The sequence below is a fragment of the Achromobacter sp. ACRQX genome (assembly GCF_022346505.1).
Lineage (GTDB): Bacteria > Pseudomonadota > Gammaproteobacteria > Burkholderiales > Burkholderiaceae_B > Achromobacter > Achromobacter animicus.
In genome coordinates this window covers 31,241-57,538 of sequence record NZ_JAKRML010000039.1, presented here as the reverse complement: position 1 = coordinate 57,538, position 26,298 = coordinate 31,241, and the positions used below count along the sequence as shown (strand labels likewise).

General features: G+C 63.9%; 26 protein-coding genes. 10 read left to right on the top strand and 16 right to left on the bottom strand.

Annotation, left to right across the window (positions count from 1 at the left end):
• The coding region (locus MHZ91_RS25625) for a hypothetical protein (RefSeq protein ID WP_370647873.1) at window positions 1-317 on the top strand (317 nt) is incomplete at its 5' end.
• A 3-nt stretch (window positions 318-320) separates the two neighbouring features.
• Window positions 321-1,220 carry a 4-hydroxy-tetrahydrodipicolinate synthase gene (locus MHZ91_RS25620; protein ID WP_239216292.1) on the top strand — a complete coding sequence of 300 codons (900 nt, stop codon included), beginning with the start codon at window positions 321-323 and terminating at the stop codon, window positions 1,218-1,220.
• Here MHZ91_RS25620 and MHZ91_RS25615 read toward each other — a convergent pair.
• The 3 genes from MHZ91_RS25615 to icd form a co-directional block, all read right to left on the bottom strand.
• On the bottom strand, window positions 1,183-2,739 hold the full coding sequence (locus MHZ91_RS25615; RefSeq protein WP_239216290.1) for a methyl-accepting chemotaxis protein: 1,557 nt from the start codon (window positions 2,737-2,739) through the stop codon (window positions 1,183-1,185). The genes MHZ91_RS25620 and MHZ91_RS25615 overlap by 38 nt on opposite strands.
• 212 nt (window positions 2,740-2,951) lie before the next feature.
• Entirely contained in the window at window positions 2,952-4,223 is a 1,272-nt protein-coding gene (locus tag MHZ91_RS25610) for an O-antigen ligase family protein (protein WP_239216288.1), read from the bottom strand.
• A gap of 155 nt (window positions 4,224-4,378) precedes the next feature.
• Entirely contained in the window at window positions 4,379-5,635 is a 1,257-nt protein-coding gene (gene icd, locus MHZ91_RS25605) for an NADP-dependent isocitrate dehydrogenase (RefSeq protein WP_056568692.1), read from the bottom strand.
• Between the two features lie 205 nt (window positions 5,636-5,840).
• Between icd and MHZ91_RS25600 the strand changes: the two genes are divergently transcribed.
• Window positions 5,841-6,266 carry a DUF1841 family protein gene (locus MHZ91_RS25600; protein ID WP_056321316.1) on the top strand — a complete coding sequence of 142 codons (426 nt, stop codon included), beginning with the start codon at window positions 5,841-5,843 and terminating at the stop codon, window positions 6,264-6,266.
• A 63-nt stretch (window positions 6,267-6,329) separates the two neighbouring features.
• Here MHZ91_RS25600 and MHZ91_RS25595 read toward each other — a convergent pair whose 3' ends face one another.
• Together MHZ91_RS25595 and MHZ91_RS25590 are read right to left on the bottom strand one after the other, a co-directional pair.
• Window positions 6,330-6,692 (bottom strand): cytochrome c, encoded by a 363-nt coding sequence (locus MHZ91_RS25595; RefSeq protein WP_175123150.1) that lies wholly within the window; start codon window positions 6,690-6,692, stop codon window positions 6,330-6,332.
• Window positions 6,693-6,704: 12 nt separating this feature from the next.
• Entirely contained in the window at window positions 6,705-7,058 is a 354-nt protein-coding gene (locus MHZ91_RS25590; protein ID WP_056568700.1) for a cytochrome c, read from the bottom strand.
• Between the two features lie 175 nt (window positions 7,059-7,233).
• On the opposite strand from MHZ91_RS25590, the gene MHZ91_RS25585 reads away from it, so the two are divergent.
• Window positions 7,234-8,115, top strand: coding sequence for a MoxR family ATPase (locus MHZ91_RS25585; protein WP_175123151.1), 882 nt, complete (start codon window positions 7,234-7,236; stop codon window positions 8,113-8,115).
• A gap of 25 nt (window positions 8,116-8,140) precedes the next feature.
• The gene (locus MHZ91_RS25580) at window positions 8,141-9,313 is read left to right on the top strand and encodes a VWA domain-containing protein (RefSeq protein ID WP_175184131.1); all 1,173 of its coding nucleotides are present in this window, start codon (window positions 8,141-8,143) and stop codon (window positions 9,311-9,313) included.
• 46 nt (window positions 9,314-9,359) lie between these two features.
• On the opposite strand, the gene MHZ91_RS25575 is transcribed toward MHZ91_RS25580, so the two are convergent.
• From MHZ91_RS25575 to MHZ91_RS25565, 3 genes are all read right to left on the bottom strand, one after another.
• A complete protein-coding gene (locus MHZ91_RS25575; RefSeq protein WP_175123153.1) occupies window positions 9,360-9,917 on the bottom strand; it encodes a GNAT family N-acetyltransferase in 558 nt (185 codons plus the stop codon).
• Between the two features lie 101 nt (window positions 9,918-10,018).
• Entirely contained in the window at window positions 10,019-10,399 is a 381-nt protein-coding gene (locus tag MHZ91_RS25570; RefSeq protein WP_218344900.1) for a hypothetical protein, read from the bottom strand.
• Between the two features lie 248 nt (window positions 10,400-10,647).
• Window positions 10,648-11,247 (bottom strand): GNAT family N-acetyltransferase, encoded by a 600-nt coding sequence (locus MHZ91_RS25565; protein ID WP_218344901.1) that lies wholly within the window; start codon window positions 11,245-11,247, stop codon window positions 10,648-10,650.
• A gap of 132 nt (window positions 11,248-11,379) precedes the next feature.
• Between MHZ91_RS25565 and MHZ91_RS25560 the strand changes: the two genes are divergently transcribed.
• The 3 genes from MHZ91_RS25560 (at window position 11,380) to MHZ91_RS25550 (ending at window position 16,146) form a co-directional block, all read left to right on the top strand.
• Entirely contained in the window at window positions 11,380-14,127 is a 2,748-nt protein-coding gene (locus tag MHZ91_RS25560) for a pitrilysin family protein (protein ID WP_218344902.1), read from the top strand.
• A gap of 286 nt (window positions 14,128-14,413) precedes the next feature.
• Window positions 14,414-14,803: a DUF4148 domain-containing protein gene (locus MHZ91_RS25555; protein ID WP_239216286.1), complete on the top strand. Its 390-nt coding sequence runs from the start codon at window positions 14,414-14,416 to the stop codon at window positions 14,801-14,803.
• Between the two features lie 1,061 nt (window positions 14,804-15,864).
• Window positions 15,865-16,146 (top strand): DUF4148 domain-containing protein, encoded by a 282-nt coding sequence (locus MHZ91_RS25550; protein ID WP_239216284.1) that lies wholly within the window; start codon window positions 15,865-15,867, stop codon window positions 16,144-16,146.
• 135 nt (window positions 16,147-16,281) lie between these two features.
• Here the strand turns inward: MHZ91_RS25550 and dnaJ are convergent, their stop codons facing one another.
• The 7 genes from dnaJ to hrcA all read right to left on the bottom strand — a co-directional run bounded on the left by dnaJ (window position 16,282) and on the right by hrcA (window position 23,025).
• Window positions 16,282-17,412: a molecular chaperone DnaJ gene (gene dnaJ, locus MHZ91_RS25545; RefSeq protein ID WP_175123159.1), complete on the bottom strand. Its 1,131-nt coding sequence runs from the start codon at window positions 17,410-17,412 to the stop codon at window positions 16,282-16,284.
• Window positions 17,413-17,520: 108 nt separating this feature from the next.
• Window positions 17,521-19,446, bottom strand: a complete 1,926-nt coding sequence (gene dnaK, locus MHZ91_RS25540; RefSeq protein ID WP_175123160.1) for a molecular chaperone DnaK — start codon at window positions 19,444-19,446, stop codon at window positions 17,521-17,523.
• 84 nt (window positions 19,447-19,530) lie between these two features.
• Complete coding sequence (locus MHZ91_RS25535) at window positions 19,531-19,935, bottom strand: thioredoxin family protein (RefSeq protein ID WP_239216282.1); 405 nt, start codon at window positions 19,933-19,935, stop codon at window positions 19,531-19,533.
• A 14-nt stretch (window positions 19,936-19,949) separates the two neighbouring features.
• Window positions 19,950-20,507: a nucleotide exchange factor GrpE gene (gene grpE / locus MHZ91_RS25530; RefSeq protein ID WP_175123162.1), complete on the bottom strand. Its 558-nt coding sequence runs from the start codon at window positions 20,505-20,507 to the stop codon at window positions 19,950-19,952.
• Between the two features lie 126 nt (window positions 20,508-20,633).
• A complete protein-coding gene (locus tag MHZ91_RS25525) occupies window positions 20,634-20,870 on the bottom strand; it encodes a hypothetical protein (protein WP_175123163.1) in 237 nt (78 codons plus the stop codon).
• Window positions 20,860-21,975 (bottom strand): ferrochelatase, encoded by a 1,116-nt coding sequence (gene hemH / locus MHZ91_RS25520; RefSeq protein WP_175123164.1) that lies wholly within the window; start codon window positions 21,973-21,975, stop codon window positions 20,860-20,862. Before hemH ends, MHZ91_RS25525 begins: the two co-directional genes overlap by 11 nt.
• Before the next feature lie 45 nt (window positions 21,976-22,020).
• Window positions 22,021-23,025, bottom strand: a complete 1,005-nt coding sequence (gene hrcA, locus MHZ91_RS25515) for a heat-inducible transcriptional repressor HrcA (protein WP_062840377.1) — start codon at window positions 23,023-23,025, stop codon at window positions 22,021-22,023.
• Window positions 23,026-23,166: 141 nt separating this feature from the next.
• On the opposite strand from hrcA, the gene MHZ91_RS25510 reads away from it, so the two are divergent.
• A complete protein-coding gene (locus tag MHZ91_RS25510; RefSeq protein ID WP_105237577.1) occupies window positions 23,167-24,066 on the top strand; it encodes an NAD kinase in 900 nt (299 codons plus the stop codon).
• 13 nt (window positions 24,067-24,079) lie between these two features.
• On the top strand, window positions 24,080-25,747 hold the full coding sequence (gene recN, locus MHZ91_RS25505) for a DNA repair protein RecN (protein WP_239216280.1): 1,668 nt from the start codon (window positions 24,080-24,082) through the stop codon (window positions 25,745-25,747).
• 130 nt (window positions 25,748-25,877) lie between these two features.
• Here the strand turns inward: recN and fur are convergent, their stop codons facing one another.
• Window positions 25,878-26,297 (bottom strand): ferric iron uptake transcriptional regulator, encoded by a 420-nt coding sequence (gene fur, locus MHZ91_RS25500; protein WP_056321269.1) that lies wholly within the window; start codon window positions 26,295-26,297, stop codon window positions 25,878-25,880.
• Window position 26,298 lies beyond the last annotated feature (1 nt).

The following is a 26,298-nucleotide window of genomic DNA, read 5'->3' as shown; positions in this document are numbered from 1 at the left end:
GATCGCACCGCCGCCCGGCCCCCCTCGACGCCGCCCTGGCTGCCCAGCCCGCGCCGCCGCCGCAATGCAGCCTGATTGCGCTGACCGTGCGCATCGATACGCTGGACGCCTTGAACGTGCGGCTGGCCTTGCACCGCGCACTGGGCGATCGCATCGGAGTCTACCTGCTGTCGGTCGACCATGCGCACGCCCAAAGCACCCTCGAACTGCAATGCGAACGCGGCGAACTGGACGCCATGATGGCCGCGATCATGCGCGGCCTGCCCTGCGCTGAATTCGGTCCGGCGCGCCCGGCCGCCGCCCTCACGGAGCGATGAGCCATGGACACCCTTGCCAAACCCGCATTCGAAGGCCTGTGGCTGCCGATGGTGACGCCCATGCGCGGCGGCCACGTGGACCTGGACGCCGCGCAGGCGCTGGCCCGCTACTACCGCAACGCCGGCATCGCCGGCCTGGTCCTCTTCGGCTCCACCGGCGAGGGCAACCTGCTCAGCATGCCCGAGAAGACCGACATGATCGAAGCCATCGCCAGCGACGCGCATGCGCTGCCGCTGGTGCTGGGCGTGGGCGGCGTCGATACGCGGGGCGTGGCCGCCGCGGTGCGACGACTGGACCGCTACGCACCCGCCGGCTACCTGGTTCCCCCGCCGTACTATCTGGGGCCATCCCAGGCCGGCATCCTGTGGCATTACCGGCAGATCGCGTGGGCCACCGAGCGGCCCATCATCCTGTACAACATCCCCAAGCGCGCAGGTGTCGCCATGACGGTCGAAACCATGGAAGCGCTGGCGGCGCTGCCCAATTTCGGGGCGGTCAAGGAATGCAATCCCGCCGTGCTGGGCGCCCTGAATGCGCGGGGCCGGCTCAATGCCCTTTGCGGCGAGGACCTGGCCTTGCTGGATCACTTCCTTGCGGGCGGGCGCGGCGCGATTCCAGCCGCCGCGCACCTGTTTCCGGAGCGCTTCGTCGAGATGATGCAGCTTGCACAAGCCGGCCACGTCGAGGCCGCGCGCGACTGCTTCGACCCATTGCGCCCCCTGATCCGGTTGCTGTTCAGCGAGCCCAATCCCGCGCCGGTCAAGCGCGCGCTGGCCATGCAGGGCCTCATCGCCGACGAGCTGCGCATGCCGATGATGCCCGCCAGCCGCGACCTGGGCGCGAAACTGCGGCGGGCTATGAGCCTTATCCCGGCATCGGCTGAGCGGCTGCAGACAGCCTGAAGATCGACACGGCGCGGGCCAGATCCCCCGCCTGACCGTGCAGGGCGGCGGCAGACGCCGCAAACTCCTCTACCAGCGCAGCGTTCTGCTGGGTCGCTTCGTCCAGATGCGTCACGGTCTGGTTGATCTGCTCGATGCCCGCGCTCTGTTCGCCGGACGCCGTGGCGATCTCGCTCATCAGCGGCGCGCTGGTGGCTGCCGATTCCAGCACGCTTCCCATCGTGGCGCTCGCCTGTTCCACCCGCTGGCTGCCGCGCGCCACCGAGTCGGCCGACGCTTCGATCAGCGACTTGATCTCCTTGGCGGCGGTGGCGGACCGCTGCGCCAGCGCCCGCACTTCGCCAGCGACCACCGCAAAACCACGCCCCTGTTCGCCCGCCCGTGCGGCTTCGACGGCGGCGTTCAATGCCAGGATGTTGGTCTGGAACGCGATCACGTCGATCAGGCCGATGATCTCGTCGATGCGCTGCGAACTTTGCGAGATCTCGCGCATCGCGTCGATCGCATGCTGCGTCTCATCGCTGCCCTGCCGCGCCAGCCGCGCGGCTTCGCCCGCCAGCGCGCTGACCTCACGCACGTGCTCGGCGCTTTGGCGGGCAGTGGCGGTGATTTCCTCCACGCTGGCCGCGGTCTGTTCCAACGCGGCGGCCTGCTTTTCGGTACGGTCGGACAGGTCCACGCTGCCCGCGGCAATCTGGCGCGATGCGGCCGCAATGGACGCCGTGGAATGCACGATGCTGCGCACCGCCGCGTCCAGCCGCTGTTGCATTCGCGCCATTGCGTCGAATAGGCGGCCGATCTCGCCCCGGTGATGACGCGAGATGCCGCTGGACAGGTCGCCATTGGCCACGCGCTCGCACACGGCCACTGCCTCGTTCAATGGCCGCAGGATGTGTGTGCTGAAAAAGCGCAGCGCCGCCGTCAGCACCAGCGCAAGCAGCACCAGCGTCACGCTGCCCTGCCGCCACAGCGTGCCGTAGAACGCTGCATCGACGTCGTCCACGTACAGGCCCGTGAACATCAGCCAGCCCCATTCCGCGTCATAGGCCGCGTAGGTCAGCTTGGGCAATGGGTCCTCGGAACCGGGACGCGGAAACAGGTAGCGCACATAGCCACCGCCCGCCTTGCCCTGCGCGTAAAGGTTTTCAAACAGCGGCTGCCCCTGGCTGTCGCGCGTGGCGCGCACGTTCGTGCCCACCAGCTTCGCGTCGGGATGCACCAGCAGATCGTAGTCGTCGCCAAACGCGCCCACATAACCGTCCCCGCCGTACCGCAATTGCGACAGTTGGCGGGCCACGTCGCGCTTGGCCTCGGCCAGCGGCACACCTTCCTGCACGCGCTGCTTGCCGCCGCGGACGATGCCCGCGGCCATATCCAGGACATGGCGAAGCTCCGTCTTGCGGTCGTCCACCATCTCGGCACGGCGCTGCCAGGCGTCCCACACGCCCAGCGCCAGGACGGCGGCGCCAATGGCAAACACGAACCACAACAGTTCCCTACGCAAGCTGGAAGTACTCATCGACTCTCTTTGACACGCCACCGATTAGAAACAATATCTAGCTGGATGTGACGTTTTATGTAATTTGGCCGTCGAGCATACCCTTTCAAACTTCGTTTGAATTCGATTTGACTAGTCACTTTGATCTAGCTCAAATCCGATAAAAAAAACGCAGGGCGCGTCGCGCCTTGCGTTTCTTATGGAAGCCGGTTGCGGGACTGGCCCGCGCGAATTCAAGTCACGGACTGGGACGCCGGGGGGACCCTGAGCACCGGACGCGCCGTCGTCAGCGCAATCAACGTCACCGTGATCAGCGCGTAAGTGGGCACGCTGCGCATGTTGCGGAACATCATCTCGGTCAGGCTGAAGGCGCAATAGCTCAGGCAGAACAGAAGGCCCATCTGGGCGCCCACGCGGATCACGCGGTCATCACTGGCCAAACGCCGGAAGAAAATGGCTGCCGGCAGCAGATACAGCGTCAGCATGCTCAGCAGGCCGAGCACGCCGTACCCCGCCAGCGCCGCCAGCAGGTCGTTGTGCGGCTCGCCGAAACCGTCGACGACTTCCTGCGTCACGATGCCCTGCCCTTGCAGCACGCGCAGCTCGTCGCGGAACTTGCTGGGACCAATGCCCACGACCGGGCTTTTTTCAAACATCAGGATTGCGGCATGCCACAGTTGCAACCGGATGCCGAAGGACGTGTCACGGTTGGCCGAGGTGGCGAACCCTTGCACGTCGTGGGTGATCTCCTGCATGCGGCTGCTGAACGTCCAGATGGCCGCCGCGCTGACGACCAGCGCCACGCTCACGGCCAGTGCACAGTACACCTTGTGGCGCCGCCGCCAGTTGCGCAGGCCCAGCAGGAAGACGAGTCCCAGAATGGGCAGCAGCATCCAGCTGCTGCGGGTTTCGGACATCCAGGTCGCGCACACGGCCAGCGCCGCGGCGAGGACCTTCAGGCCGGTCTCCAGTCGCGGCCAGCGCGATCCGGGGCCCCAGCCGAGCGACAGCAAGGTCATTCCCCCGAACAGCAGCACCATGTTCGCAAAGGCCACGGCGTTATAGCGTCCGCCAACCTCGACCACCGCGCCGCGGCCGCCCGTAAGCATCATCGTGATCAGCAGGATGGAGCCGGCAAGCGCGCCGGCCAATACGGTCCATTCGATATGGCGCAGCAGCCGCTGCGGCGCGCGCAGCAGCAGCCACAACACGGGCAGGGCCAATGCAAAGCGCAGCAGCTTTTCGAGTTCGGAATTGCTCCACACGCTTTTCACGGAAGACGTGATCAGCATACAGACGAGCGGGGACAGCAGCGCCAACGCCATGGGCCAAAGCGCCCGGAAATCCATGGGCTCGTAGCGCTTCACCGCATTGACGGCAATGGCCGTCAGCGCGATCAATGCACTCAGGTACAGCACGGCGGGACCGCCAACGGGACTGGTCAGCGCCAGGGCGGGCATGAGCAACACCAGCCAGGCGACCAGATTTACATACATTCGGGGCACAACAATCAACCTGAAAAGAACAATGCACACGCAATACGCATGATGCGGGTGGTTAGACAAAACCCGCCCGCCATGACGGCGGGCGGGTTTTGCTCAAAATCGAGATGGGACCCCAAGCGCACAGCGGCAGCCTGGCGAGGAGCCCCGGCCGAGGCTTACATGTTCTCGATCATCACCTGGCCAAAGCCCGAGCACGACACCTGCGTCGCCCCTTCCAGCAGACGGGCAAAGTCGTACGTGACCTTCTTGGACTGGATCGACTTTTCCATGCTGGAAATGATGAGATCCGCAGCTTCGGTCCAGCCCATATGACGCAGCATCATTTCCGCCGACAGGATCTCGGACCCGGGATTCACGTAGTCCTTGCCCGCGTACTTGGGCGCCGTGCCGTGGGTGGCTTCAAACATGGCCACGGAGTCGGACATGTTGGCGCCCGGCGCGATGCCGATGCCGCCCACCTGCGCGGCCAGCGCGTCGGAGATGTAGTCGCCGTTCAGGTTCAGCGTGGCGATGACGTCGTATTCGGCCGGCCGCAGCAGGATCTGCTGCAGGAACGCATCGGCGATCACATCCTTGACGATGATCTCGCGGCCGGTCTTGGGATTCTTGAACTTGCACCACGGGCCGCCGTCGATCAGCTGCGCGCCGAATTCCTTCTGCAGGAGCTCATAGCCCCAATCGCGGAAGCCGCCTTCGGTGAACTTCATGATGTTGCCCTTGTGCACCAGCGTCAGCGACGTGCGGTCGTTGTCGATGACGTACTGCGCGGCCTTGCGCACCAGGCGCTCGGTGCCTTCGCGCGACACCGGCTTGATTCCGATGGACGAGGTGTTCGGGAAACGGATCTTCTTGACGCCGAGCTTGGTCTGCAGGAACTGGATCAGCTCCTTGGCCTGCTCGCTTTCGGCCATGTATTCAATGCCGGCGTAGATGTCTTCCGAGTTCTCGCGGAAGATCACCATGTTGGTCTTTTCGGGTTCGCGCACCGGGGACGGCACGCCCTTGAAGTACGCCACGGGGCGCAGGCAGACGTACAGGTCAAGCTGCTGGCGCAGCGCCACGTTCAGCGACCGGATGCCGCCGCCGACCGGGGTGGTCAGCGGGCCCTTGATGGAAACCACGTAGTCTTTGACGACTTCCAGGGTTTCGTCGGGCAGCCACACGTCAGGACCGTAGACCTTGGTGGCCTTTTCGCCGGCATAGACTTCCATCCAATGGATCTTGCGCTTGCCGCCGTAGGCCTTCTGCACCGCCGCGTCGACGACCTTGATCATGACGGGGGTGATGTCGGCGCCCGTGCCGTCGCCTTCGATGAAGGGGATGATGGGCTGGTCAGGCACATTCAGCGAGAAATCGGCGTTGACCGCAATTTTCTGGCCGCCGGCGGGAACCTTGATATGTTGGTAGGACATGAATGCTCCATTTGCTCCGGGTGGTTTTCTTGCACGCGCCAGGATCGGACAGCGTCCGATTCCGCGGGTTATACCGCCTCCTGCGAACCGCACACCGGATGGCGGATAGCAACCCATTCTATATCGCAAAGCGCCGGGCGAAACCGGCGGTCCGCGCGGGGCGGTAAAATAAAGCGACCACATCCTGCTTTTGGCCCCCTCCCGAATGTTCAATCCCTCCCGCGACCAAGTCCGCGAATTCTTTATTGAAACCTGGCGCAAACATCGCGCCAACGAGGTCCTGACCCCGCTGGAGGCGATTGCGCTGGACTGGATCATCGAGCATCCCGAATACCACGCGGACCTCGAAAGCCCGGACGCCATGACGGCGGAATACGCGGTGGAAAAAGGCCGCACGAATCCGTTCCTGCACCTGTCCATGCACCTGGCCATCGCGGAACAATTGTCAATCGACCATCCGCCGGGCATTCGCCAGGCCTACCAGCAGCTCACCGCACGTTCGGACGCGCATCACGCCGCGCACGAAATCATGGAATGCCTGGGGCAGGTGGTCTGGGAAGCGCAGCGCCTGGGCACGCCGCTGGACAGCGACACCTACATCGACCTGATCCGCCGCCGCGCCAGCCTCTGACCCAACGAAAAAACCCTCGCTAGCGAGGGTTTTTCATTCACATCGGCCGAAAAGCGTTGCGTCCTAGCGGCGCACACCCAGATCGCTGGGCAGCGTGGCCAGCCACGCCGACACGTTGGAGATGTCCTGGTCGGACAACTGCGTGGCGAAGGCGCCCATGATGGGGTTCTTGCGCACGTTGGCCGTGGCGGCGCTGCCGGAGGCGCCCCGCTTGTAGGCCTTCAGCGCATGCGCCAGGTAGTCGGCGTGCTGCCCGGCCAGCGTCGGATACGCCGGATCCACCGCCGTCTTGGCGTCGGCGCCGTGGCACGAGGCGCAGTTGAATTTCTCGAAGACGGCCTTGCCGGCCGCCAGATCCTGCGCCTGGGCGGCAGAGCCCCAGATGGCCAGGGTCGCGCCCGCAAGGGCAAGCATGGTGCGGTTCATGATTTTGCCCCCTTATTTGAGATTCGAGTAGTACGCGGCCAAGTCGGCAATGTCCTGATCGGACAGGCTGCCGGCAACGGCGTCCATCGTGGGATGGCTGCGCGCGCCTTTCTTGTACTCGTTGAGGGCGGTTTCGATGTACTTGGCGTTTTGGCCAGCGATCATCGGAACGTGGTAAAGCTCGGGAAACGATGCCTTGTAGCCAGGGATGCCATGGCAACCGATGCACATCGAAACCTTGTCGCGGGCATTCTGGACATTACCGACCGGCGCTGCGTCTGCAGCAACAGCCTGGCCGGCGATCGCACAGGACGCCATCGTGGCCAACACGGAAACCGTGTACTTCAGAGAGGTTCGCAACTTCATTGGAATGACTCTTCTTGGTATGGCTAAGGACTAGGGCCTGCTCACACGAAAAGGCCCTCTGCAAACACGTTGCGGGTGGAACCCAAAGCAAAACCGCCTGATTGTACGATAATTGCTCAGGATTAATACCTTGCGTTAGTGTTGATCCCAATCAAACCACAGAAGCCATCAGACCATGTCCGCAGCCCAGACCGCCTCATCCGCCAAGCCAGTCCGCTTCGATGGCACCGACAGCTACGTCGCCACCGATGACCTCAAGCTCGCCGTGAACGCCGCCCTCACGTTGCAGCGCCCGCTGCTCATCAAGGGCGAACCCGGCACCGGCAAGACGATGCTGGCCGAGGAAGTGGCCCGCGCGCTGGGCCGGCCGCTGCTGCAATGGCACATCAAGTCCACCACCAAGGCGCATCAGGGTCTGTACGAATACGACGCCGTGTCGCGCCTGCGCGATTCGCAGCTTGGCGACGAAAAAGTCCGCGACATCCGCAACTACATCGTGCAGGGCACGCTGTGGCAGGCGTTCCAGTCGCACGAGCCGGTGGTGCTGCTGATCGACGAGATCGACAAGGCCGACATCGAGTTCCCCAATGATCTTCTGCGCGAGCTGGACCGCATGGAATTCCATGTGTACGAAACGCGCGAGACCATCGCCGCGCGCCACCGTCCGCTCGTCATCATCACGTCCAACAACGAAAAGGATCTGCCAGACGCATTCCTGCGCCGCTGCTTCTTTCACTACATCCGCTTCCCGGACCGCGAGACGATGCGCGACATCGTGGCCGTCCACTATCCGGACCTGAAGCAGGACGTGCTGCGCGCCGCGCTGGACACGTTCTTCTCGCTGCGCGATGCGCCCGGGCTGAAGAAAAAGCCGTCCACGTCCGAACTCCTGGATTGGCTGCGCCTCTTGCTGGCCGAAGACGTCACGGCCGCGCAGATCGACGCGCACACGGCCACCGCCGTGCCGCTGATGGCCGGCGCGCTGCTCAAGAACGAGCAGGACGTGCATCTGCTCGAACGCCTGGCGGCCATGACGCGCGGCGGCCAACGCCGCTGATCCGGCATCCACGGGCGGCCCGCACATGCTGATCGACTTCTTCTATCACCTCCGGGCGCACAAGCTGCCCGTCTCGGTCAACGAATACCTGACGCTGGTGGACGCGCTGCGCCAGGACCTGATGTCGCCCACGCTGGACGAGTTCTACTTCCTGGCGCGCGCCACGCTGGTCAAGGACGAGTCCCTCTACGACCGCTACGACAAGGCCTTCGGCGCGTATTACCGCGGCATCGAAGCCGCGCTGCCCGCGGGCAAGGACATCCCGCTCGACTGGCTGATCAAGCAGTTCGAGAAAAGCCTGTCGCCCGAAGAAAAGGCCGCCATCGAAAAGCACGGCTGGGACAAGCTGATGGAGCTCTTCAAGGAGCGCCTGGACGAGCAGAAGGAACGCCACGCCGGCGGCAGCAAGTGGATCGGAACGGGCGGCACCTCGCCGTTCGGCAACGGCGGCTATCACCCCGAAGGCATCCGCGTGGGCGGCGCATCGGCCGGCAACCGCACGGCGGTCAAGGTCTGGGACATGCGCCAGTTCAAGGACTACGACGACCAGGTCGAACTGGGCACGCGCAATTTCAAGGTGGCGCTGCGCCGCCTGCGCCGCTTCGCGCGCCAGGGCGCCGAACTGGAACTGGACCTGGACGACACCATCGCCAGCACGGCGCGCAACGCAGGGCATCTGGACCTGCGCATGATCCCGGAGCGCCACAACACGGTGAAGGTGCTGATGCTGCTGGACGTGGGCGGCAGCATGGACGACCACATCGGCCGGGTCGAGGAACTGTTCTCGGCGGCACGCAGCGAGTTCCGCAACCTTGAGGTCTATTACTTCCACAACTGCCCGTACGAAAGCCTGTGGCAAAGCAACCGCCGCCGCCAGAACGAGCGCTTCGACACCTGGGACGTGCTGCGCAAGTACAACCCGGACTGGCGCCTGATCATCGTGGGCGACGCCACGATGAGCCCATACGAAATTCTGCAGCCGGGGGGTTCGGTCGAGCACTACAACAAGGAACCGGGCGCCGAATGGATGCGCCGGCTGCTGGACGCGTGGCCCAAGTCGGTCTGGCTGAATCCCGAGCCCACGGCGTCCTGGCAGTACCGCCAATCCATTGCGCTGATGCGCGACATCATGCAGGACCGCATGTATCCCGTGACGGTCGCCGGCCTGGAGCAGGCGATGCGGGTGCTGTCGAAGTAAAAGTTGCGCCGTCGCGGCGGCGATGCTGCCGCCGCGGTTGGCGCTGTCAGCCGTCGACGGGGTTGTCGGGCGTGTCCAGCGTCAACTGATAGAACGCCAGATCGAGCCAGCGTCCAAACTTGAAGCCGGCCTGGCGGATCGTGCCGGCATGTACAAACCCCAGCTTTTCATGCAGGCGGATGCTGCCCTGGTTCGAGGCGTCGATGCCACCGACCAGCACGTGCACGCCATTGGCGCGCGCTCGCTCGATCAGGATGGCCATCATGGCTTCGCCCAGACCGCGGCCACGAAAGCGCCCGTCCACGTACACGGAATGCTCAACCGAATACTTGAAGGCGGGAAACGCGCGGAACGTGCCGTAGCTGGCAAACGCCATCAACTCGCCGTCCGCATTCTCAAGCCCCACGACAGGGAAGCCGCCTTGCTGCTTGGTCTTGAACCATCCGTCCATCGCTTCGCGCGGCCGCGGCTTGTAGTCGTACAGCGCAGTGGATGTCGCAATGGCGTCATTGAAGATGGCCAGGATCTGGTCGGCATGGCGCTCGTGCGTGCAGTCAACCAGCGTGGCGCCCTGCGGGGCGCGGAATTCGGCGGGGGTTTTCATGGCGGGAATTTTAGCGATGGCGCCGCCTGCCGGTATCAAGCGGACGAAAAAAAACCGGCGATGACGCCGGTTCAGTGAAACGTTGCCGCTTCTGGCCACTCTCAGGCGGCGCGGCTCTCCACAGATCGATGCGCGCTTGTACTCATGTGGCGCAAACCGGGGCATTGCCGCCACGACAATTCGTCGGCGTCCATGTCCAGGTCGAACAAATCTTGCGCGGCGGGCCACGGATGGGAGCGCGCGCTGGCGCCCTCCATTTCAAGCACATGGCCGGCAAATCCGCGAGGCGATCCACCGCACTCCGCGAAATACCGCTGCGTACTCAGGTCCACCACATAGGTGGTCATGTCATGGGTAAGTATGGCCACGTATTGGCCGTCATCACTGGCATAAGCGTACTGAAACTGTCCTTTGATGCCATCGCCGTTAAGGGCGCTGCCAGTCAGCTGGGACAAGGCACGCGTGACGATTTCGGTCAGCATGGGTCGTTCCTCCGTAGAATGCGCCGGCAGGATGCCAGCGGCGAAGGCGCGAACGACAAGCACCGGCGCCGCGCTGAGGCAGCGTCTGGCGTTGGACGGGAAGCCGGTAAGACGGCCGTCGCGCATCCCGTCAGCAACAGTGAATGCGTCCTTGAAAGCTTACACCCGCGACGGGAAGTGGTTCAAATCGCCTGGGAGCGCTGAACTGCTGCATCGCAACATCAACACTGGCGCGGCTTGGCGGAGCATCAAGCCGCCGCAAAGATGGCGCCGTCGTTGGCGCCGCCCGCCTCCCGACGCCGCCGCCATGCTTCACGTCCAAGCCGGTAAAGCACATGCGCACGCAGCGGGTGTCCCGCCGGCACGGCCGGATGGTCAAAGCATTCGGGTTCGGCGGCCATGCCCAGACGGTCCATCACGGCGCGTGAGCGCACGTTGTCCGTAGCCGTGAAGGCAACGATTTCTTCCGCGCCCACCTGTTCAAAGCCGACCCGCAATGCGGCATCAGCCGCTTCGCTGGCGTAGCCCCGTCCCCAGAACGGTTGCGCGAGACGCCAGCCGATCTCCACGCCAGGCGCAAAAGGCAGCGTGGGCGCCAGCGGCTTGATGCCGACGAAGCCGATGAAGGGCGCCACGCCCGGCGCCTCCACGGCCCAGAAGCCCCAGCCGTGCTCGTCAATGCCGGCGGCCAGCCTGTCGGCCAGGGCATCGCTTTCCTGGGGCGTCATCGGCAACAGGAACTGCGTCACCTGCGGGTCGGCATTCAGGGCGGCGAAAGGCTTGCGGTCCGCCGCGCGCCATTGCCGCAGCACGAGGCGGGGCGTTTCGACTTCGATGTTCAGGGACATATCAACTTCCTCAGCATGGCGGCCAGCGATGGTAGTCCAGCGATGGCGGCGAAGGCGCCCTTTTCGCCCGCCTGAACCATTGCCAACGTATACACTCCAACGGATTCTGCCATGCCAAAGGAATAGTCCGCCATGCGCTTGTCCCTGTCGAAGCTGCCGCGCCCGCTAGGCGTGCTGCTGTTTTCCTCCTTCCTGGCCTTTCAGGCCGGAGCCGCCAGCCTGCCGGCCGGCGTCACGGAGGCCGCCTCGATCGAAGGCATCACCGAATACCGACTGGCCAATGGCCTGCGGGTGCTCCTGGTACCCGACGAATCCAAGCCGTCCACCACGGTCAACATGACGTACCTGGTGGGCTCGCGCAACGAAAACTACGGCCAGACCGGCATGGCGCACCTGTTGGAGCACATGCTGTTCAAGGGCACGTCGACCACCCGCAACGCGATGGGCGAGTTCTCCCGCCGCGGATTGCAGGCCAATGGCTCGACGTCCAGCGACCGCACCAATTACTTCGCGAGCTTCGCGGCCAACCCCGAGACGCTGAAGTGGTACCTCGGCTGGCAGGCCGATGCGATGGTCAATTCGCTGATCGCCAAGGAAGACCTGGACTCGGAAATGACCGTGGTCCGCAACGAGATGGAAAGCGGCGAGAACAACCCGTTCCGCATCCTGATGCAGAAGATGCAGGCTGCCGCCTACCAGTGGCACAGCTACGGCAAGAACACGATCGGCGCGCGTTCCGACGTCGAGAACGTGGATATCGGCCAGCTGCGCGCCTTCTATCACGAGTATTACCAGCCGGACAACGCCGTGCTGATCGTGGCGGGCAAGTTCGACCCGCAGACGACGCTGGCGGACATCGAAGCCACGCTGGGCAAGCTGCCCAAGCCCGACCGCAAGCTGCCGCCGGAATACACGGTGGAACCGACGCAGGACGGCGAGCGCTCGGTGACGTTGCGCCGCACCGGCGGCACGCCGCTGGTCGCGGCGATGTATCACATCCCGGCCGGCGGCAGCGCGGACTTCGTGCCGTTCGACCTGGCGACCACGATCCTGGCGGACACCCCGTCGGGCCGCCTGTACCATGCCCTGGTGCCGACCAAGCTGGCCTCGGGCGTGTTCGGTTTCACGATGGAAAACCTGGACCCGGGACTGGCGATGTTCGCCGCGCAACTGACGCCGGGCAAGGATCTGGACGCCGCCATGAAGGCGATGACGGGCACGCTGGAGACGCTCGACAAGAAGCCCTTCACGGAGCAGGAACTGGACCGCGCGCGCAGCAAGTGGCTGACGTCGTGGGAACAGACGTACAGCGATCCCGAGCAGGTGGGCGTGGCGCTGTCCGAAGCGATCGCGGCGGGCGACTGGCGCCTGTTCTTCCTGCAACGCGACCGCGCGCGCAAGGCGACGCTGGCCGAGGTGCAAAAGGCCGCGACGACCTATCTGGTGCAGAGCAACCGCATCGAGGGCCGCTACATTCCGACCGAGAAGCCGGTGCGTGCGCCGCAGACGGAACGCGTGGACCTCACGGCGGTGTTCAAGGACTACAAGGGCGATCCGGACTTCAAGGCTGCGTCGGCGTTCGATCCCTCGCCGGCCAACATCGACAAGCTGACGCAACGCACGACGCTTGATCTGCCGAATGGTCCGGTGAAACTGGCGCTGCTGCCCAAGGCGACGCGCGGCAGCCGTGTGCAGGCGCAGATGCTGATCCAGTTCGGCAACGAAAAAGACCTGCTGGGCCAGCGCGTCAATTCCAGCGCGGCGGCGGACCTGCTGCTGCGCGGCACGGACAAGCTGTCGCGCCAGGATATCCAGGACCGTCTGGACAAACTGCAGGCTGAACTTGGCTTTACCGGCGGCGGCACGACACTGAAGGTGGCGATGTCGACCAAGGGCGAGAATCTGCCTGAGTTGACGGCGCTGGCGCTGGAGATCATCCGCAACGCGAGCTTCCCGAAGGAGCAGGTCGAGGAATATCAACGCCAACTTGAAACGTCGATCCAGAACGCGATGACGGAACCGTCGGCGCTGGCCGGACGCGCACTGGCGCGCCACGACAATCCGTGGCCTGCGGACGATCTGCGTTATGTGCCGACGTTCGAAGAGTCGCTGGCTAGCGTGCGCGGCCTGAACCGCGAGGCGCTGGCAACGTTCCACGCCAAGTTCTACGGCGCTGGCGATATCGAGTTCTCGGCGGTGGGCGACTTCGAGCCGGCAGCAGTGGAAAAGTCGCTGCGCACGGGACTGGCCGGATGGAAGAAGGCGCCGGCCTACACCCGCGTGCCGAACCCGTACCGCGACGTGCCGGCCAAGCAGTTCGACATCGATACGCCGGACAAGGCCAACGCGTTCTATCTGTCGCGCATGCCGTTGAAGGTGCAGGATACGGACGCGGACTATCCGGCGCTGTACCTGGCCAATTACCTGTTCGGTGCATCGGAAACGTCGCGCTTGTGGAACCGGGTGCGCGAGACGGAGGGCCTGTCGTATAACGTGCGCAGCTCGCTGTCGGTGTCGGCGTTTGAACCGACCGCAAGCTGGAGCATTTACGCGATTTACGCGCCGCAGAATCGCGAGCGGCTGGAGAAGGCGATCAACGAGGAACTGGCGCGCGTGTTGAAGGACGGTTTCTCGGAGAAGGAAATCACGGAGGGGATTACGGCGCTCCTGAACTACCGGAATCTGGCTCGGGCGCAGGACGACGTGTTGGCAAGCACGTGGCTGGATTACCTTGAGCGCGGCCGTACATTTGCGTGGTCTGCAGAAATGGACAAGAAGATTTCCGCCTTGACGCCGGAGACGGTGAACGCGGCGCTGCGCAAGTATGTGCGTCCGGACGGGTTCAGCACGGCGCTGGCGGGGGATTTCAAGAAGCCCTGATGTACCCTCTGTTGGGAAAGCCCCTGCCTCGGCAGGGGTTTTTTTTGCATAGTGGGTGGGCTGTTGCGGTTTGATGATGCTGGGATTGGGCTTGACCATTCCATCTATGGGGCCAATTCTTTCGGTCTGATCTATTACTCGGTTATTTGGAAAGATGTTTTCAGGGATTAAGGGTTTATCCCAGGTGGGAAGGCGCGCACAATTCAGTCCATCGGGAACAGCAAACGAACCACGACGGAGTGCCGCCGGATTCGGTCCCTCTTTACGACGAATTGGAGGTCTCACCATGAAAACCCTAGCAACCACCCTTTTCCTATCCCTGGCCCTGGCCGGTTTCGGCGCACAAGCCGCCGGCGTCGAGCAAGCGAAGAGCAGCGCCCAAGTGGCGACGGAACTGCAAGCAGCGAAGGCAAGCGGCCAGTACACGTTCGGCGAGCTGGACTATCCGCCCGCCCTGCCCCAGAAGACCAGCCTGAGCTCGCAGGAAGTGCAAGCCCAGCTTCAGCAAGCCAAGGTCAGCGGTCAATACACGTTCGGCGAATTGCAGTACCCGCCGGTCGTCGCAACGTCGGGCAGCGCGAAGTCGCGTGCCGACGTCCAGCAGGAACTGGCGCAAGCGAAGGCCAGCGGTCAATACACGTTCGGCGAGCTCGAGTACCCGCCGATCAGCCGGTGAGCTGCTTGCTGTAGCCCGGCCGGCCTCGGGTGGCATCATGGCCTGAGGCCGGTATTTTCGGTGTACAGCGGCGGTTGAAGTAGCAGTAGCAGTAGCAGTAGTCGTTGAAGTCAGCAGTTGAAGTTGAAGTGCAGTCAGCAGTTGAAGTTGAAGTTGCAGTTTGCAGTTGAAGTTGCAGTTCGCAGTTGCAGTTTGCAGTTGAAGTTCGCAGTTGAAGTTGCAGTGGTAGTAGCGAAGAGGCCGTGGCGATTGTCGCGGTCTCTTTTTTTCGTCGGGATTTTGCTGGGCTGCCATTGGGGTTCTTTAGCGCCTGGCGCGGCCACGGCACTCGGCGCACGGGGCCACGATTGCGGTCCGGAGCCTTCGCTCCGGACTTCCCCTGCCTCATCCTCGTCACCGCCTTTGGCGGTTCCTTCGGATTCCGTTGGGCTTATCGACGCCCCGCGCGCCGAGTGCCGCGGCCACACCAGGCTCGCCGTGTCGAACGGCCTCGGACGCTGGGACGGGCGGATTTCTTGGCGTTTTTGCGACGAGCTTTCGGCTGTGGAGGATCTTGCGGGGCCCGCGTTGCGTCGGCCGCGCGGGCGGCCTTGCAACGCTTACGCGATGCGTTGCGTCAGCGGGGGTGCGCTGCGCGCTGGTGGGGAGCCCTGGGCAGAAGTGTGCGTTGCCCGCTGGTGGAGAGTCCTAGGCAGAAGTGTGCAATGCGCGATGGTGGAGAGTTCCGGGCAGAACTGTGCGCTGCGCGATGGTGGAGAGTCCCGGGCAGAAGTGTGCGTTGCGCGCTGGTGGAGAGCTTAGGGCAGCGCTGCGTTACGCCCCTAATGGAGCGCTTGGTGTAGCACCTGCATGCAGGCGAAAGCTTCCTGGACTGCGTATTCCCGCATATGCGTAATTTTTAGAAGCCCTTCGATATCTCGCCAATTTGGAAGGTGGTTTCATGCCGTTCGGGTTCATGCCGGGATTTGGCGTGCTGCATCTGGCCATCGAGATCATCAGATGGACCACGACGATGGGCCGCCGGACTCGGTTTCACTTAAAGCAATCTGGAGGTCTCACTCATGAAAATCCTGGCCACGACGCTGTTTGTTTCCCTGGCCCTGGCAGGCTCCGGCGCTCACGCAGCTGGCGTTGAACAATCCAAGTCCCGTTCCCAGGTGGCGGCCGAATTGCAGGAAGCCAAGGTCAGCGGCCAATACACGTTTGGCGAGCAGGACTATCCGGCGGCACAGCCCCGCACCTCCAACCTGACCGAGCAGGACGTGCGCGTCCAGCTTGAGCACGCCAAGGCCAACGGCGAATACACGTTCGGCGAACTCGACTACCCGCCGAGCAGCCGCTAAGGGGCTCGCGGTTCTGCGTGATCCCGCAGCACTGTCCCTGACGCGCCAAGCATTGTTGGCGACCAAACGAAAAAAAGCCGCGACTCTCGTCGCGGCTTTTTGCGCTGAGCGGCAGCGCGATCAGCTGAAGACTGATCAGCTGAAGAATTCCTTGACGCGGTCCGTCCAGGACTTGCTTTGCGGCGAGTGGCGATCGCCACCGTCGTTCAGCGAAGCCTCGAATTGGCGCAGGATGTTCTTTTGGTCGTCGCTCAGGCGCACGGGCGTTTCCACCACGACGTGGCAGTACAGGTCGCCCGGGTAGCTGCCGCGCACGCCGCGGATGCCCTTGCCGCGCAGGCGGAAGGTTTTGCCGGATTGCGTGCCTTCGGGGATGGAGATCTCGGCCTTGCCGCCCAGCGTGGGGACCTGGAGCTCGCCGCCCAGTGCCGCCGTGGTGAACGGGATGGTCAGTTCGCAGTGCAGGTCGTCGCCGTCGCGCTGGAAGATCTTGTGCTGCTTGATGTGGATTTCCACATACAGGTCGCCGGGAGGACCGCCGTTGATGCCGGGTTCGCCATTGCCGCTGGAGCGGATGCGCATGCCGTCGTCGATGCCGGCCGGAATCTTGACCTGGAGGGTCTTGTTGCGGCGAATGCGGCCGACGCCGTCGCAGGCCTGGCAGGGATCGGTGATTTCCTTGCCGTTGCCGTGGCAGGTGGGGCAGGTCTGCTGGACGCTGAAGAAGCCTTGCTGCATACGCACGGCGCCCGAGCCGCCGCAGGTGCGGCAGGTCTTGGGCGAGGTGCCGGGCTTGGCGCCGGAGCCGTGGCAGGTGTCGCAGTTTTCCCAGCTGGGGACGCGGATTTCGGTGTCGAAACCGGCTGCCGCTTGTTCCAGGGTGATTTCCAGCGCGTACTTGAGGTCGGCGCCGCGGTAGACCTGGGGTCCGCCGCCGCGACGGCCGCCGCCGGCGCCGCCGAAAATCTCGCCGAAGATGTCGCCGAACGCGTCGGCGAAACCGCCGCCCATGCCCGCGCCGCCCATGCCGGCGGCGTTGGGGTCGACGCCTGCATGACCGTAGCGGTCGTATGCGGCGCGTTTTTGGTCATCGCCCAGGACCTCGTAGGCTTCCTTGGCTTCCTTGAACTTCTCTTCGGCTTCTTTGCTGTCCGGATTACGATCCGGATGGTATTTCATGGCCAGCTTTCGATAGGCCTTCTTGAGATCGTCGTCCGAGGCGTTTTTTGCCACGCCCAGGATTTCGTAATAGTCGCGTTTTGCCATGATCCGTGGGCTCGAAACCGAGCCTTCTTTTCAGTGCTACAGAATGAGTACGCCCGGTAGGCGGATTTCTCCGGCTACCGGGCGGCAGAGGCAGTCAGTGCCCGGCCATTATTGGTCGCGCTTGACTTCCTTGAAGTCGGCGTCGACGACGTTGTCGTCCACCGGCTTCGCGTTGTCGGCCGCTTGCTGCTGGCCGGCGGCTTGCTGCGCCTGCATGTCGGCGTACATCTTTTCGCCCAGCTTCTGCGAAGCCGTGGACAGGGCTTCGACCTTGGCGTCGATCGCGGCCTTGTCGCCTTCCTTCAGCGTTTCTTCCAGGTCCTTGATGGCGGCCTCGATGCTTTCCTTCTCGGCAGCTTCGAGCTTGTCGCCGTACTCGGTCAACGACTTGCGGGTGGCATGCACCAGCGCGTCGGCCTGGTTACGCGACTGAGCCAGTTCGGCGACGCGGTGATCTTCCTCGGCGTTGGCCTCGGCATCCTTGACCATGCGCTGGATCTCGTCTTCCGACAGACCCGAGTTGGCCTTGATGGTGATCTTGTTTTCCTTGCCGGTGCCCTTGTCCTTGGCGGACACGTGCAGGATGCCGTTGGCGTCGATGTCGAACGTGACTTCGATCTGCGGCATGCCGCGCGGCGACGGCGGGATCCCTTCAAGGTTGAACTCGCCCAGGGCCTTGTTGCCCGCAGCGATTTCGCGCTCGCCCTGGAACACCTTGATCGTCACGGCCGGCTGGTTGTCGTCGGCCGTCGAGAACGTCTGCGAGAACCGGGTCGGGATCGTGGTGTTCTTCTGGATCATCTTGGTCATGACACCACCCAGGGTTTCGATACCCAGGGACAGCGGCGTGACGTCCAGCAGCAGCACGTCCTTGCGGTCGCCCGACAGCACGGAGCCCTGGATGGCGGCGCCAGCGGCCACGGCTTCATCGGGGTTCACGTCCTTGCGCGGATCCTTGCCGAAGAATTCCTTCACCTTTTCCTGGACCTTGGGCATGCGGGTCATGCCGCCGACCAGGATCACGTCGTCGATGTCGGAAACCTTGACGCCGGCGTCCTTGATGGCGACGCGGCAGGGCTCGATCGTGCGTTCGATCAGTTCTTCGACCAGCGCTTCCAGCTTGGCGCGCGTGATCTTCAGGTTCAGGTGCTTGGGACCGGAAGCATCGGCCGTGATGTACGGCAGGTTGATTTCGGTCTGCTGCGCGGACGACAGTTCGATCTTGGCTTTTTCAGCGGCTTCCTTCAGGCGTTGCAGCGCCAGCACGTCCTTGGACAGGTCAACGCCTTGTTCCTTCTTGAACTCGGCAATGATGTAGTCGATGATGCGCTGGTCAAAGTCTTCGCCGCCCAGGAAGGTGTCGCCGTTGGTCGACAGCACTTCGAACTGCTTTTCGCCGTCCACATCGGCGATTTCGATGATGGACACGTCGAACGTGCCGCCGCCCAGGTCATAGACGGCGATCTTGCGGTCGCCCTTTTCGGTCTTGTCCAGGCCGAACGCCAGCGCCGCGGCGGTGGGTTCGTTGATGATGCGCTTGACTTCCAGGCCCGCGATGCGGCCGGCGTCCTTGGTGGCCTGGCGCTGGCTGTCGTTGAAGTACGCGGGCACGGTGATGACGGCCTCGGTCACTTCTTCGCCCAGGTAGTCCTCGGCGGTCTTCTTCATCTTGCGCAGCACGTCGGCCGACACTTGGGGAGGCGCCATCTTCTTGCCGCGCACTTCAACCCAGGCGTCGCCGTTGTCGGCTTTGACGATGGCGTAGGGCATCAGATTGATGTCCTTTTGCACGGCTTTTTCTTCGAACTTGCGACCGATCAGGCGCTTCACTGCGTACAGCGTGTTGCGCGGGTTGGTCACGGCCTGACGCTTGGCAGGCGCGCCGACCAGGGTCTCGCCGTCATCCATGTAGGCAACGATGGAGGGAGTGGTGCGAGCACCTTCCGCGTTTTCGATGATCTTGACCTGCCCGCCGTCCATGACAGCCACGCAGCTGTTGGTCGTTCCCAGGTCAATGCCAATAATCTTGCTCATGGTGGGTTACCTTGATTATTAAATCTATGAAAATTTGGGGAAAACTGCTTGTCTCCCCGTAACTGGGGCTGCCCGTGGGGTTTTTCAAGACGCCGGGCTGGAAATTTCCGGGCCCGGGTCCTGCAGGCGCTGGATTGCCGCAGTGAACTGGGGCAATCCGGGCCAGCCGGTGATGCGCCCAAGGCGCTTGCCGGACCGGTACAGCACAAAAGTGGGGACGCCATGCAACGAAAACCGGCGGCCCAGCGGTTCATCCGCGTAGACATCGGCTTCGAACCACGTGAGGCCAAGCCCCAGCAGCGTTTCCTGGTGCAGCAGCGCCGCCTGCTTGAACAGGTTGCAGTTGTAGCAATCCTGGCCCCACAGGAAGACACAGCGCAGGTCGGTGCCGGGCGCTTGCACCACGGCCGCGTCGAATCCCGCGGTGTCGACATGGCGCATGCCGAACACCTGGAATACCTGGGCCGGGTCGAAGCGCGGGTCGGTCATGGCGGATACGCGGTTCAGCCCTGGCCTGCCGAGACGACCACGAGCGCGGGGCGCAGGGTGCGGTCGGCGATCACGTAGCCCTTCTGCAGCAGTTGCACCACCGTGTTGGCGGGCTGTTCATGCGGAATGGACGAAATGGCCTGGTGCTGGTGCGGATCGAACTTGTCGCCCTGCGCCGGTGCGATTTCCTTGAGCAGGTTGCGCTCGAATGCGGCGGCCAACTGCTTTAGGGTGACTTCGACGCCTTCGCGCAGCGTTTCGACCGTCTGATCAGGTTGGGCCAGGGCAGCTTCCAGGCTGTCCTTGACCGGAACCAGGCTTTCGGCGAACGATTCGATGCCGAACTTGCGCGCCTTGGACACTTCTTCCTGGGCGCGGCGGCGCACGTTCTCGGCTTCAGCTTGCACACGCAGAAGCTGGTCGTGCTGCTCGTTGACGGTAGCCTGGGCGGCGTCCAGCTGGGCGCGCAACTCGTTCAGCTCGGCCTGCGCGGCGTCCTGGGCGGCGGGTGCCGCATCGGCGTTCTGGCCGACTTCGGGCGCCTGGTCAGCAGGCTCGTGGGGTGCCGTCATGGGGAATCCTCCAAAAAGAATGGCTTTCGGAGACATGAATGGGGGCCAATACCCCTAATTCAAGCCCGGGTAAGCGAAATATTCCCCAGGACCCGGCGCCGCGGCCGGGCGGCTGGCGGCGGTTTCCTACTTTTTGCTTGGCTGCGCGGGAGCGACGGGGTCGCTGGCGGGGAAGCTTTCCTTCAGTGCGCGGTCCACCCGCTTGTCGTCCGCGTCCGGATCCGAAGGGATCGCGACGGGGTCGCTGGCCGGGAAGGTGTCGGCCAGGGCCTCGTCCAGGTCGTGTTCGACGCGGTCTTCGTCGACGGGAGTGCTGACTTTGCCCTTCTTGACCGATTCGCCAGTCTTGGGATCATGGTGCATGCGCCTTCTCCTTCAAGTCCGTGGTGTCTGGAATCCACCCCTGCAAGTATCGTTCCACCAGCCCTGACAACCCCGCGATCCAGGCCGGATCGTCGTTGATGGCGGGAATGTAACGGAACTGCTTGCCACCGGCCTCGAGAAAGGCGTCGCGGCATTCCAGGCTGATTTCTTCCAGGGTTTCGAGACAGTCTGCCACAAATCCCGGGCACACCACATCGACCTCGGTGACGCCCGATGCGGCTAGTGCCTTGAGGGTCGGTTCGGTGTAGGGCTCCAGCCAGCGGGCGGTGCCGAACCGGCTCTGGAAGGTCACTTCGATCTGGTCGCGGGGCAGCGAAAGTCGCTGGGCCAGGAGCCGGGCCGTTTCCATGCAGTCGCGGTAATACGGGTCGCCCAGCTCGATGGAGTAGCGCGGCAGGCCATGAAAGCTCATGACCAGCTTCTGCGGCTTGCCGTGTTCGCTCCAGTACCGCTCGATGCGCGCGGCCAGCGGGTCCAGGTAGGCGGGGTCGTCGTGAAACCGCTTGATGAAGCGCATTTCCGGCTGATCGCGCAGTTTGCCCATGTAGCGGGTAACCGCGTCGACGACGGTGGCGGTGGTGCTGGCGGCGTACTGCGGATACAGCGGCACGGTCAGGATGCGCTCGCAGCCCTGCTTACGCAGGTTTGAGATGGCGTGCGGGATGGAGGGATTGCCATAGCGCATGCCCAACTCGACTGCGGCATCCACCCCGGCCGCCTGCAGGGCGGCGCGCACGCCGTCGGTCTGCCGCTGGCTGTAGACCATCAGGGGCGAACCTTCCTTCATCCAGATGCCGCCATAGCGGGGCTCGAGGCGCTTGGGGCGGCGCACGAGCACAATGCCGTGCAGGATGGGCTTCCAGAGGTAGCGCGGGATCTCGATGACGCGGGGGTCGGACAGGAATTCGCCCAGGTACTTGCGGATGTCCTTGGCCGTCGGCGTGTCGGGCGTGCCCAGGTTCACCAGCAGCACGCCGACCTTGCCAGGCACGCGCGGCGGCGGATCTTCGTTGAAGGGGTCTTCTTGCTCGGGTTCAGGAAGGTAGCGCTCAGGCCAGAGATACTTGAACAGGCGAAGAAACACAAAAACTCCCCTTCCTCCGCAAGGAGGATGTAGCTTTGAATGGAACTACTGGTTGTGGCTGAGGGCGTTGGACAGCAGGCGCGCCGTGATGTCCACGATGGGTATGACGCGCTCGTAGGCCATGCGGGTCGGACCGATGACGCCCAGCGTGCCCACCACCTTGCCATCCACGCCATACGGCGCGGTGATGACGGAAACGTCTTCCAGGGGCACCAGTTGCGAATCGCCACCGATGTAGATCTGCACGCCCTGCGCCCGGCTGGAGACATCCAGCAACTGCAGCAGGTCGGTCTTTTTCTCGAACAACGAAAACATCTTGCGCAACCGGTCCATGTCGGACGCGATGTCGGTCACGTCCAGCAGCTTGCGCTCGCCGGAAATGACCACGGCGTCGCCGTCCTCGGCGGCTTCGGCGCTGGCCTCGACGGCGGCCTGCATGAGGCGCGAGATGTCTTCGCGCAACTGGGCCAGCTCGGTCGAGAGCGTCTGGCGCACGGCATTGAACGATTTGCCGGCGAAGTGCATGTTGAAGAAGTTGCCGGCCTCCAGCAGTTCGGATTCGGCGTAATCCCGCTGGACGAAGAGAATGCGGTTCTGGACGTCGCCATCGGGCGTCACGATGATCAACAGGACGCGCTTGTCGGACAGGCGGATGAATTCGATCTGGCGAAACACCTGGGCCCGCTTGGGCGTGAGCACCACGCCCGCGAATTGCGTCAGATTCGACAGCAACGCGGCGGCCGCGTTGACGGCGCGGGTGGGTTCGGCGGCAGAGAGCATTTCGCCCATGTTGTGCGGCTGAAGCTGGTACGACTGTACCGACAGCAGCGAATCGACGAACATGCGGTATCCGCGCGGCGTGGGTACACGGCCGGCGGAAGTATGCGGACTATGGATCAACCCCAGCTCTTCCAGGTCCGCCATGACGTTGCGGATGGTTGCCGGGGACAAGTCGAAGACTTTAGATAGCGTCCGCGAGCCGACTGGCTGCCCATCGGCGATGTAGCGTTCTATCAACGCTTTCAGTAATGCGCGTGCGCGGTCATCCATAGCGGCTATTTTAGGGAATCTTTTTCGGTTGGGGCGATTTTTGTCCCGCAACCCGATATACGGCCCCATATAATCGGCTAATTGGCCCATTCTGGGTACATCCAGCTTTACGGTTTTGCCCTTTTTCATTTGTACGCAGCCATGCACTTTCCCACCGTCGCCCTGATCGGCAGATACCAGGACACCGGCCTGGACACACCGCTGAGAGCCCTTGCGCACGCGCTGACGCAAGCGGGCCGACATGTGTTGATCGACGCAGACACGGCGCGCAATACCGGGCTGACCGAATATCCCATCGCCACGCTCGAGGAAATCGGCAAGACCGCCTCGCTGGCCGTGGTCATGGGCGGCGACGGCACCGTGCTGGGCGCCAGCCGCCATCTCGCGCCTTATGGCATGCCGCTGGTCGGCATCAACCACGGGCGCCTGGGCTTCATCACCGACATCGCCTTGCAGGACGCGCACGCAGCGCTTGCCCGGGTGCTCGAGGGCAGCTTCCAGATCGAAGACCGCATGCTGCTCGAAGGCAGCGTATGGCGCGGCGATCAAAAGATGTACTCCGCCTCGGCGCTGAACGACGTGGTCCTGAACCGTGCGGGACGCGGCGGCATGATCGAGGTCCGGGTCGAATTGGACGGCGCCTTCATGTATACGCAGCGTGCCGACGGCCTGATCATCGCCACGCCCACCGGGTCCACCGCCTATGCGCTGTCGGCCAACGGCCCCATTCTGCATCCGGGCATGAACGCCATGGTGCTGGTGCCGGTGGCGCCGCAAACGCTGTCGAACCGCCCCATCGTCATCCCGGACACCGGTGTGCTCAACATGACGCTCACTGCCATGGGCCGCGTCGAAGTCGGCGCCAGTGTGCATTTCGACATGCAGACCTGGTCCGACCTGCAACCGGGCGACCGCATCGTCGTGCAGCGCGCGCCCTACACCATCCGATTCGTGCATCCCGAAGGCTATAGCTTCTTCTCCACCCTGCGCCGCAAGCTGCACTGGAACCTGATGCCCGAAGCCTCCGACAACGTAGAGTAGTTAGCGCCCCCACATGCTGCGCACCCTGCACATCCGCGACTTCGTCATCGTCGAACAGACCGAAATCCATTTCGGTCCCGGCTTTACCGTCTTTTCCGGCGAAACCGGCGCCGGAAAATCCATCCTGGTCGATGCGCTGGCCCTGACCCTTGGCGAGCGCGGCGACGCCAGCATGCTGCGCGAAGGCGCGACCCGCGCCGACATCACCGCCGTCTTCGACACCCCCAAGGCCCTGCATGCGTGGCTGGCCGAACGCGAGATCGACGCCGACGACGAACTCTCGCTGCGGCGTGTCATCGATGCGCAAGGCCGCAGCCGCGCTTATATCAACGGCACACCGGCCACCGTGGCGCAGCTGCGCGAACTCGGCGACAGCCTGGTCGACATCCACGGCCAGCACGCGCACCAAAGTCTGATGCGTCCCGATGCCCAGCGCGACCTGCTGGACGCGCACGGCGGCCATGGCGATCTGCGTCAGGCGGTCGGCCAGGCATGGAAGCAATGGCGCGCACTGGCGCGCCAATTGGAATCCGCTGAAAAAGACGCGGAAAGCCTCGCGACAGAACGCGAAAGCCTGCAATGGCGGGTCAATGAACTCGACCAGCTCAACCTCGGGCCGGACGAATGGGAAGCCCTGCAATCCGAGCACACGCGCCTGTCGCATTCGCAATCGCTGCTGGACGGGGCTTCGCAGATCCTTGAAACGCTGGACGGCGAAGGCGACTCCGCGCATCACCGCGTGACCGCCGCAAACCAGCGTCTGCAGCAGATGCTGCGGCACGATCCGGGCCTGAAGGGCGTCCATGACGAACTGGAATCGGCCCGCATCGCCATCAGCGAAGCCGTGTCCGACCTGAACAACTATGTCAGCCGGGTCGAACTTGATCCGAAGCGGCTTGCGGACGTGGAAGCGCGTCTCGGGCTGGTGTTCGAGACCGCCCGCAAGTTCCGCACCGAACCCGACGCGTTGTGCGAATTGCGGGAATCCCTGCATGCAGAGCTGGCGGCCCTGCAGGCCGCCGGCGACATCGACGCGCTGCGCGCCCAGGCGGCCGCGGCGCAGGCGCAATACGACGCAGTCGCCGCCAAGCTCACGACCGCGCGCCGCAAGGTTGCCAAGGATCTGGGCAAGCAGGTCACCCAGGCCATGCAGACGCTCGCAATGCAGGGCGGCCGCTTCGAACCGGCGCTTACGCCGTCCGCACCCTCCGCGCACGGCAGCGAACAGGTCGAATTTCTGGTCGCCGGCCACGCCGGCACCACCCCGCGGCCACTGGCCAAGGTCGCTTCGGGCGGCGAACTGTCCCGCATCTCGCTTGCGCTATCGGTTATCGCCAGCCGCGCGGCGCGCGTTCCCACGCTGATCTTCGACGAAGTCGACAGCGGCGTGGGCGGCGCTGTCGCCGAATCCGTCGGCAAGCTGCTGCGCGAGCTGGGTGAACGCCATCAGGTGCTGTGCGTCACCCACCTGCCCCAGGTTGCTGCCTGCGCCAACAACCAGTTCCTGGTCAGCAAGGCCGAATCGCGCGGCACCACGCGCTCCAGCATCGAACCGCTGGACGCCCCGGCCCGCGTCGAGGAAATCGCGCGCATGCTGGGCGGCATGAAGCTCACCGCCACCACCCGGGAACACGCGCGCGAAATGCTGGAAGGCTTCGGGCAGACCGCGCCCCGAGTCTGACCCCGCGTGGGGGCATCCCTCGACCGACGCGCACGCAATGGCCAAATGCAAAAAGCCCCTTCACATCGAAGGGGCTTTGTTTTTCACCTAAGCAGCCGGACGGACCGGCCGCTAGCCTGCCGACTTGGGCTTACCGGCCCTTGAGGCAGCTACCGCAGATGCCGTACAGCACCATCGCGTGGCTTTCCAGTGCGAAGGCGTTGTCCTTGGCGATCTTCTGCTGGCGCTTTTCGATCTCGGGATCCGAGAACTCGACCACCTTGCCGCAATTGGTGCAGATCAAGTGGTCGTGGTGGTCGCCGTCGTTCAATTCGAAAACGGCCTTGCCGCTGTCGAATTGGCTGCGCGCCAGGATGCCGGCCTGCTCGAACTGGGTCAGCACGCGATAGACGGTCGCCAGGCCGATTTCGACGTTTTCGCCGATGAGGGCGCGGTAGACGTCTTCGGCGCTCAGGTGCCGTTCACCCGATTTGCGGAAAATATCAAGAATCTTCAGGCGAGGAAAAGTCGCCTTCAAACCCATGTTTTTCAGTTCGCTTTGGTCGCTCATG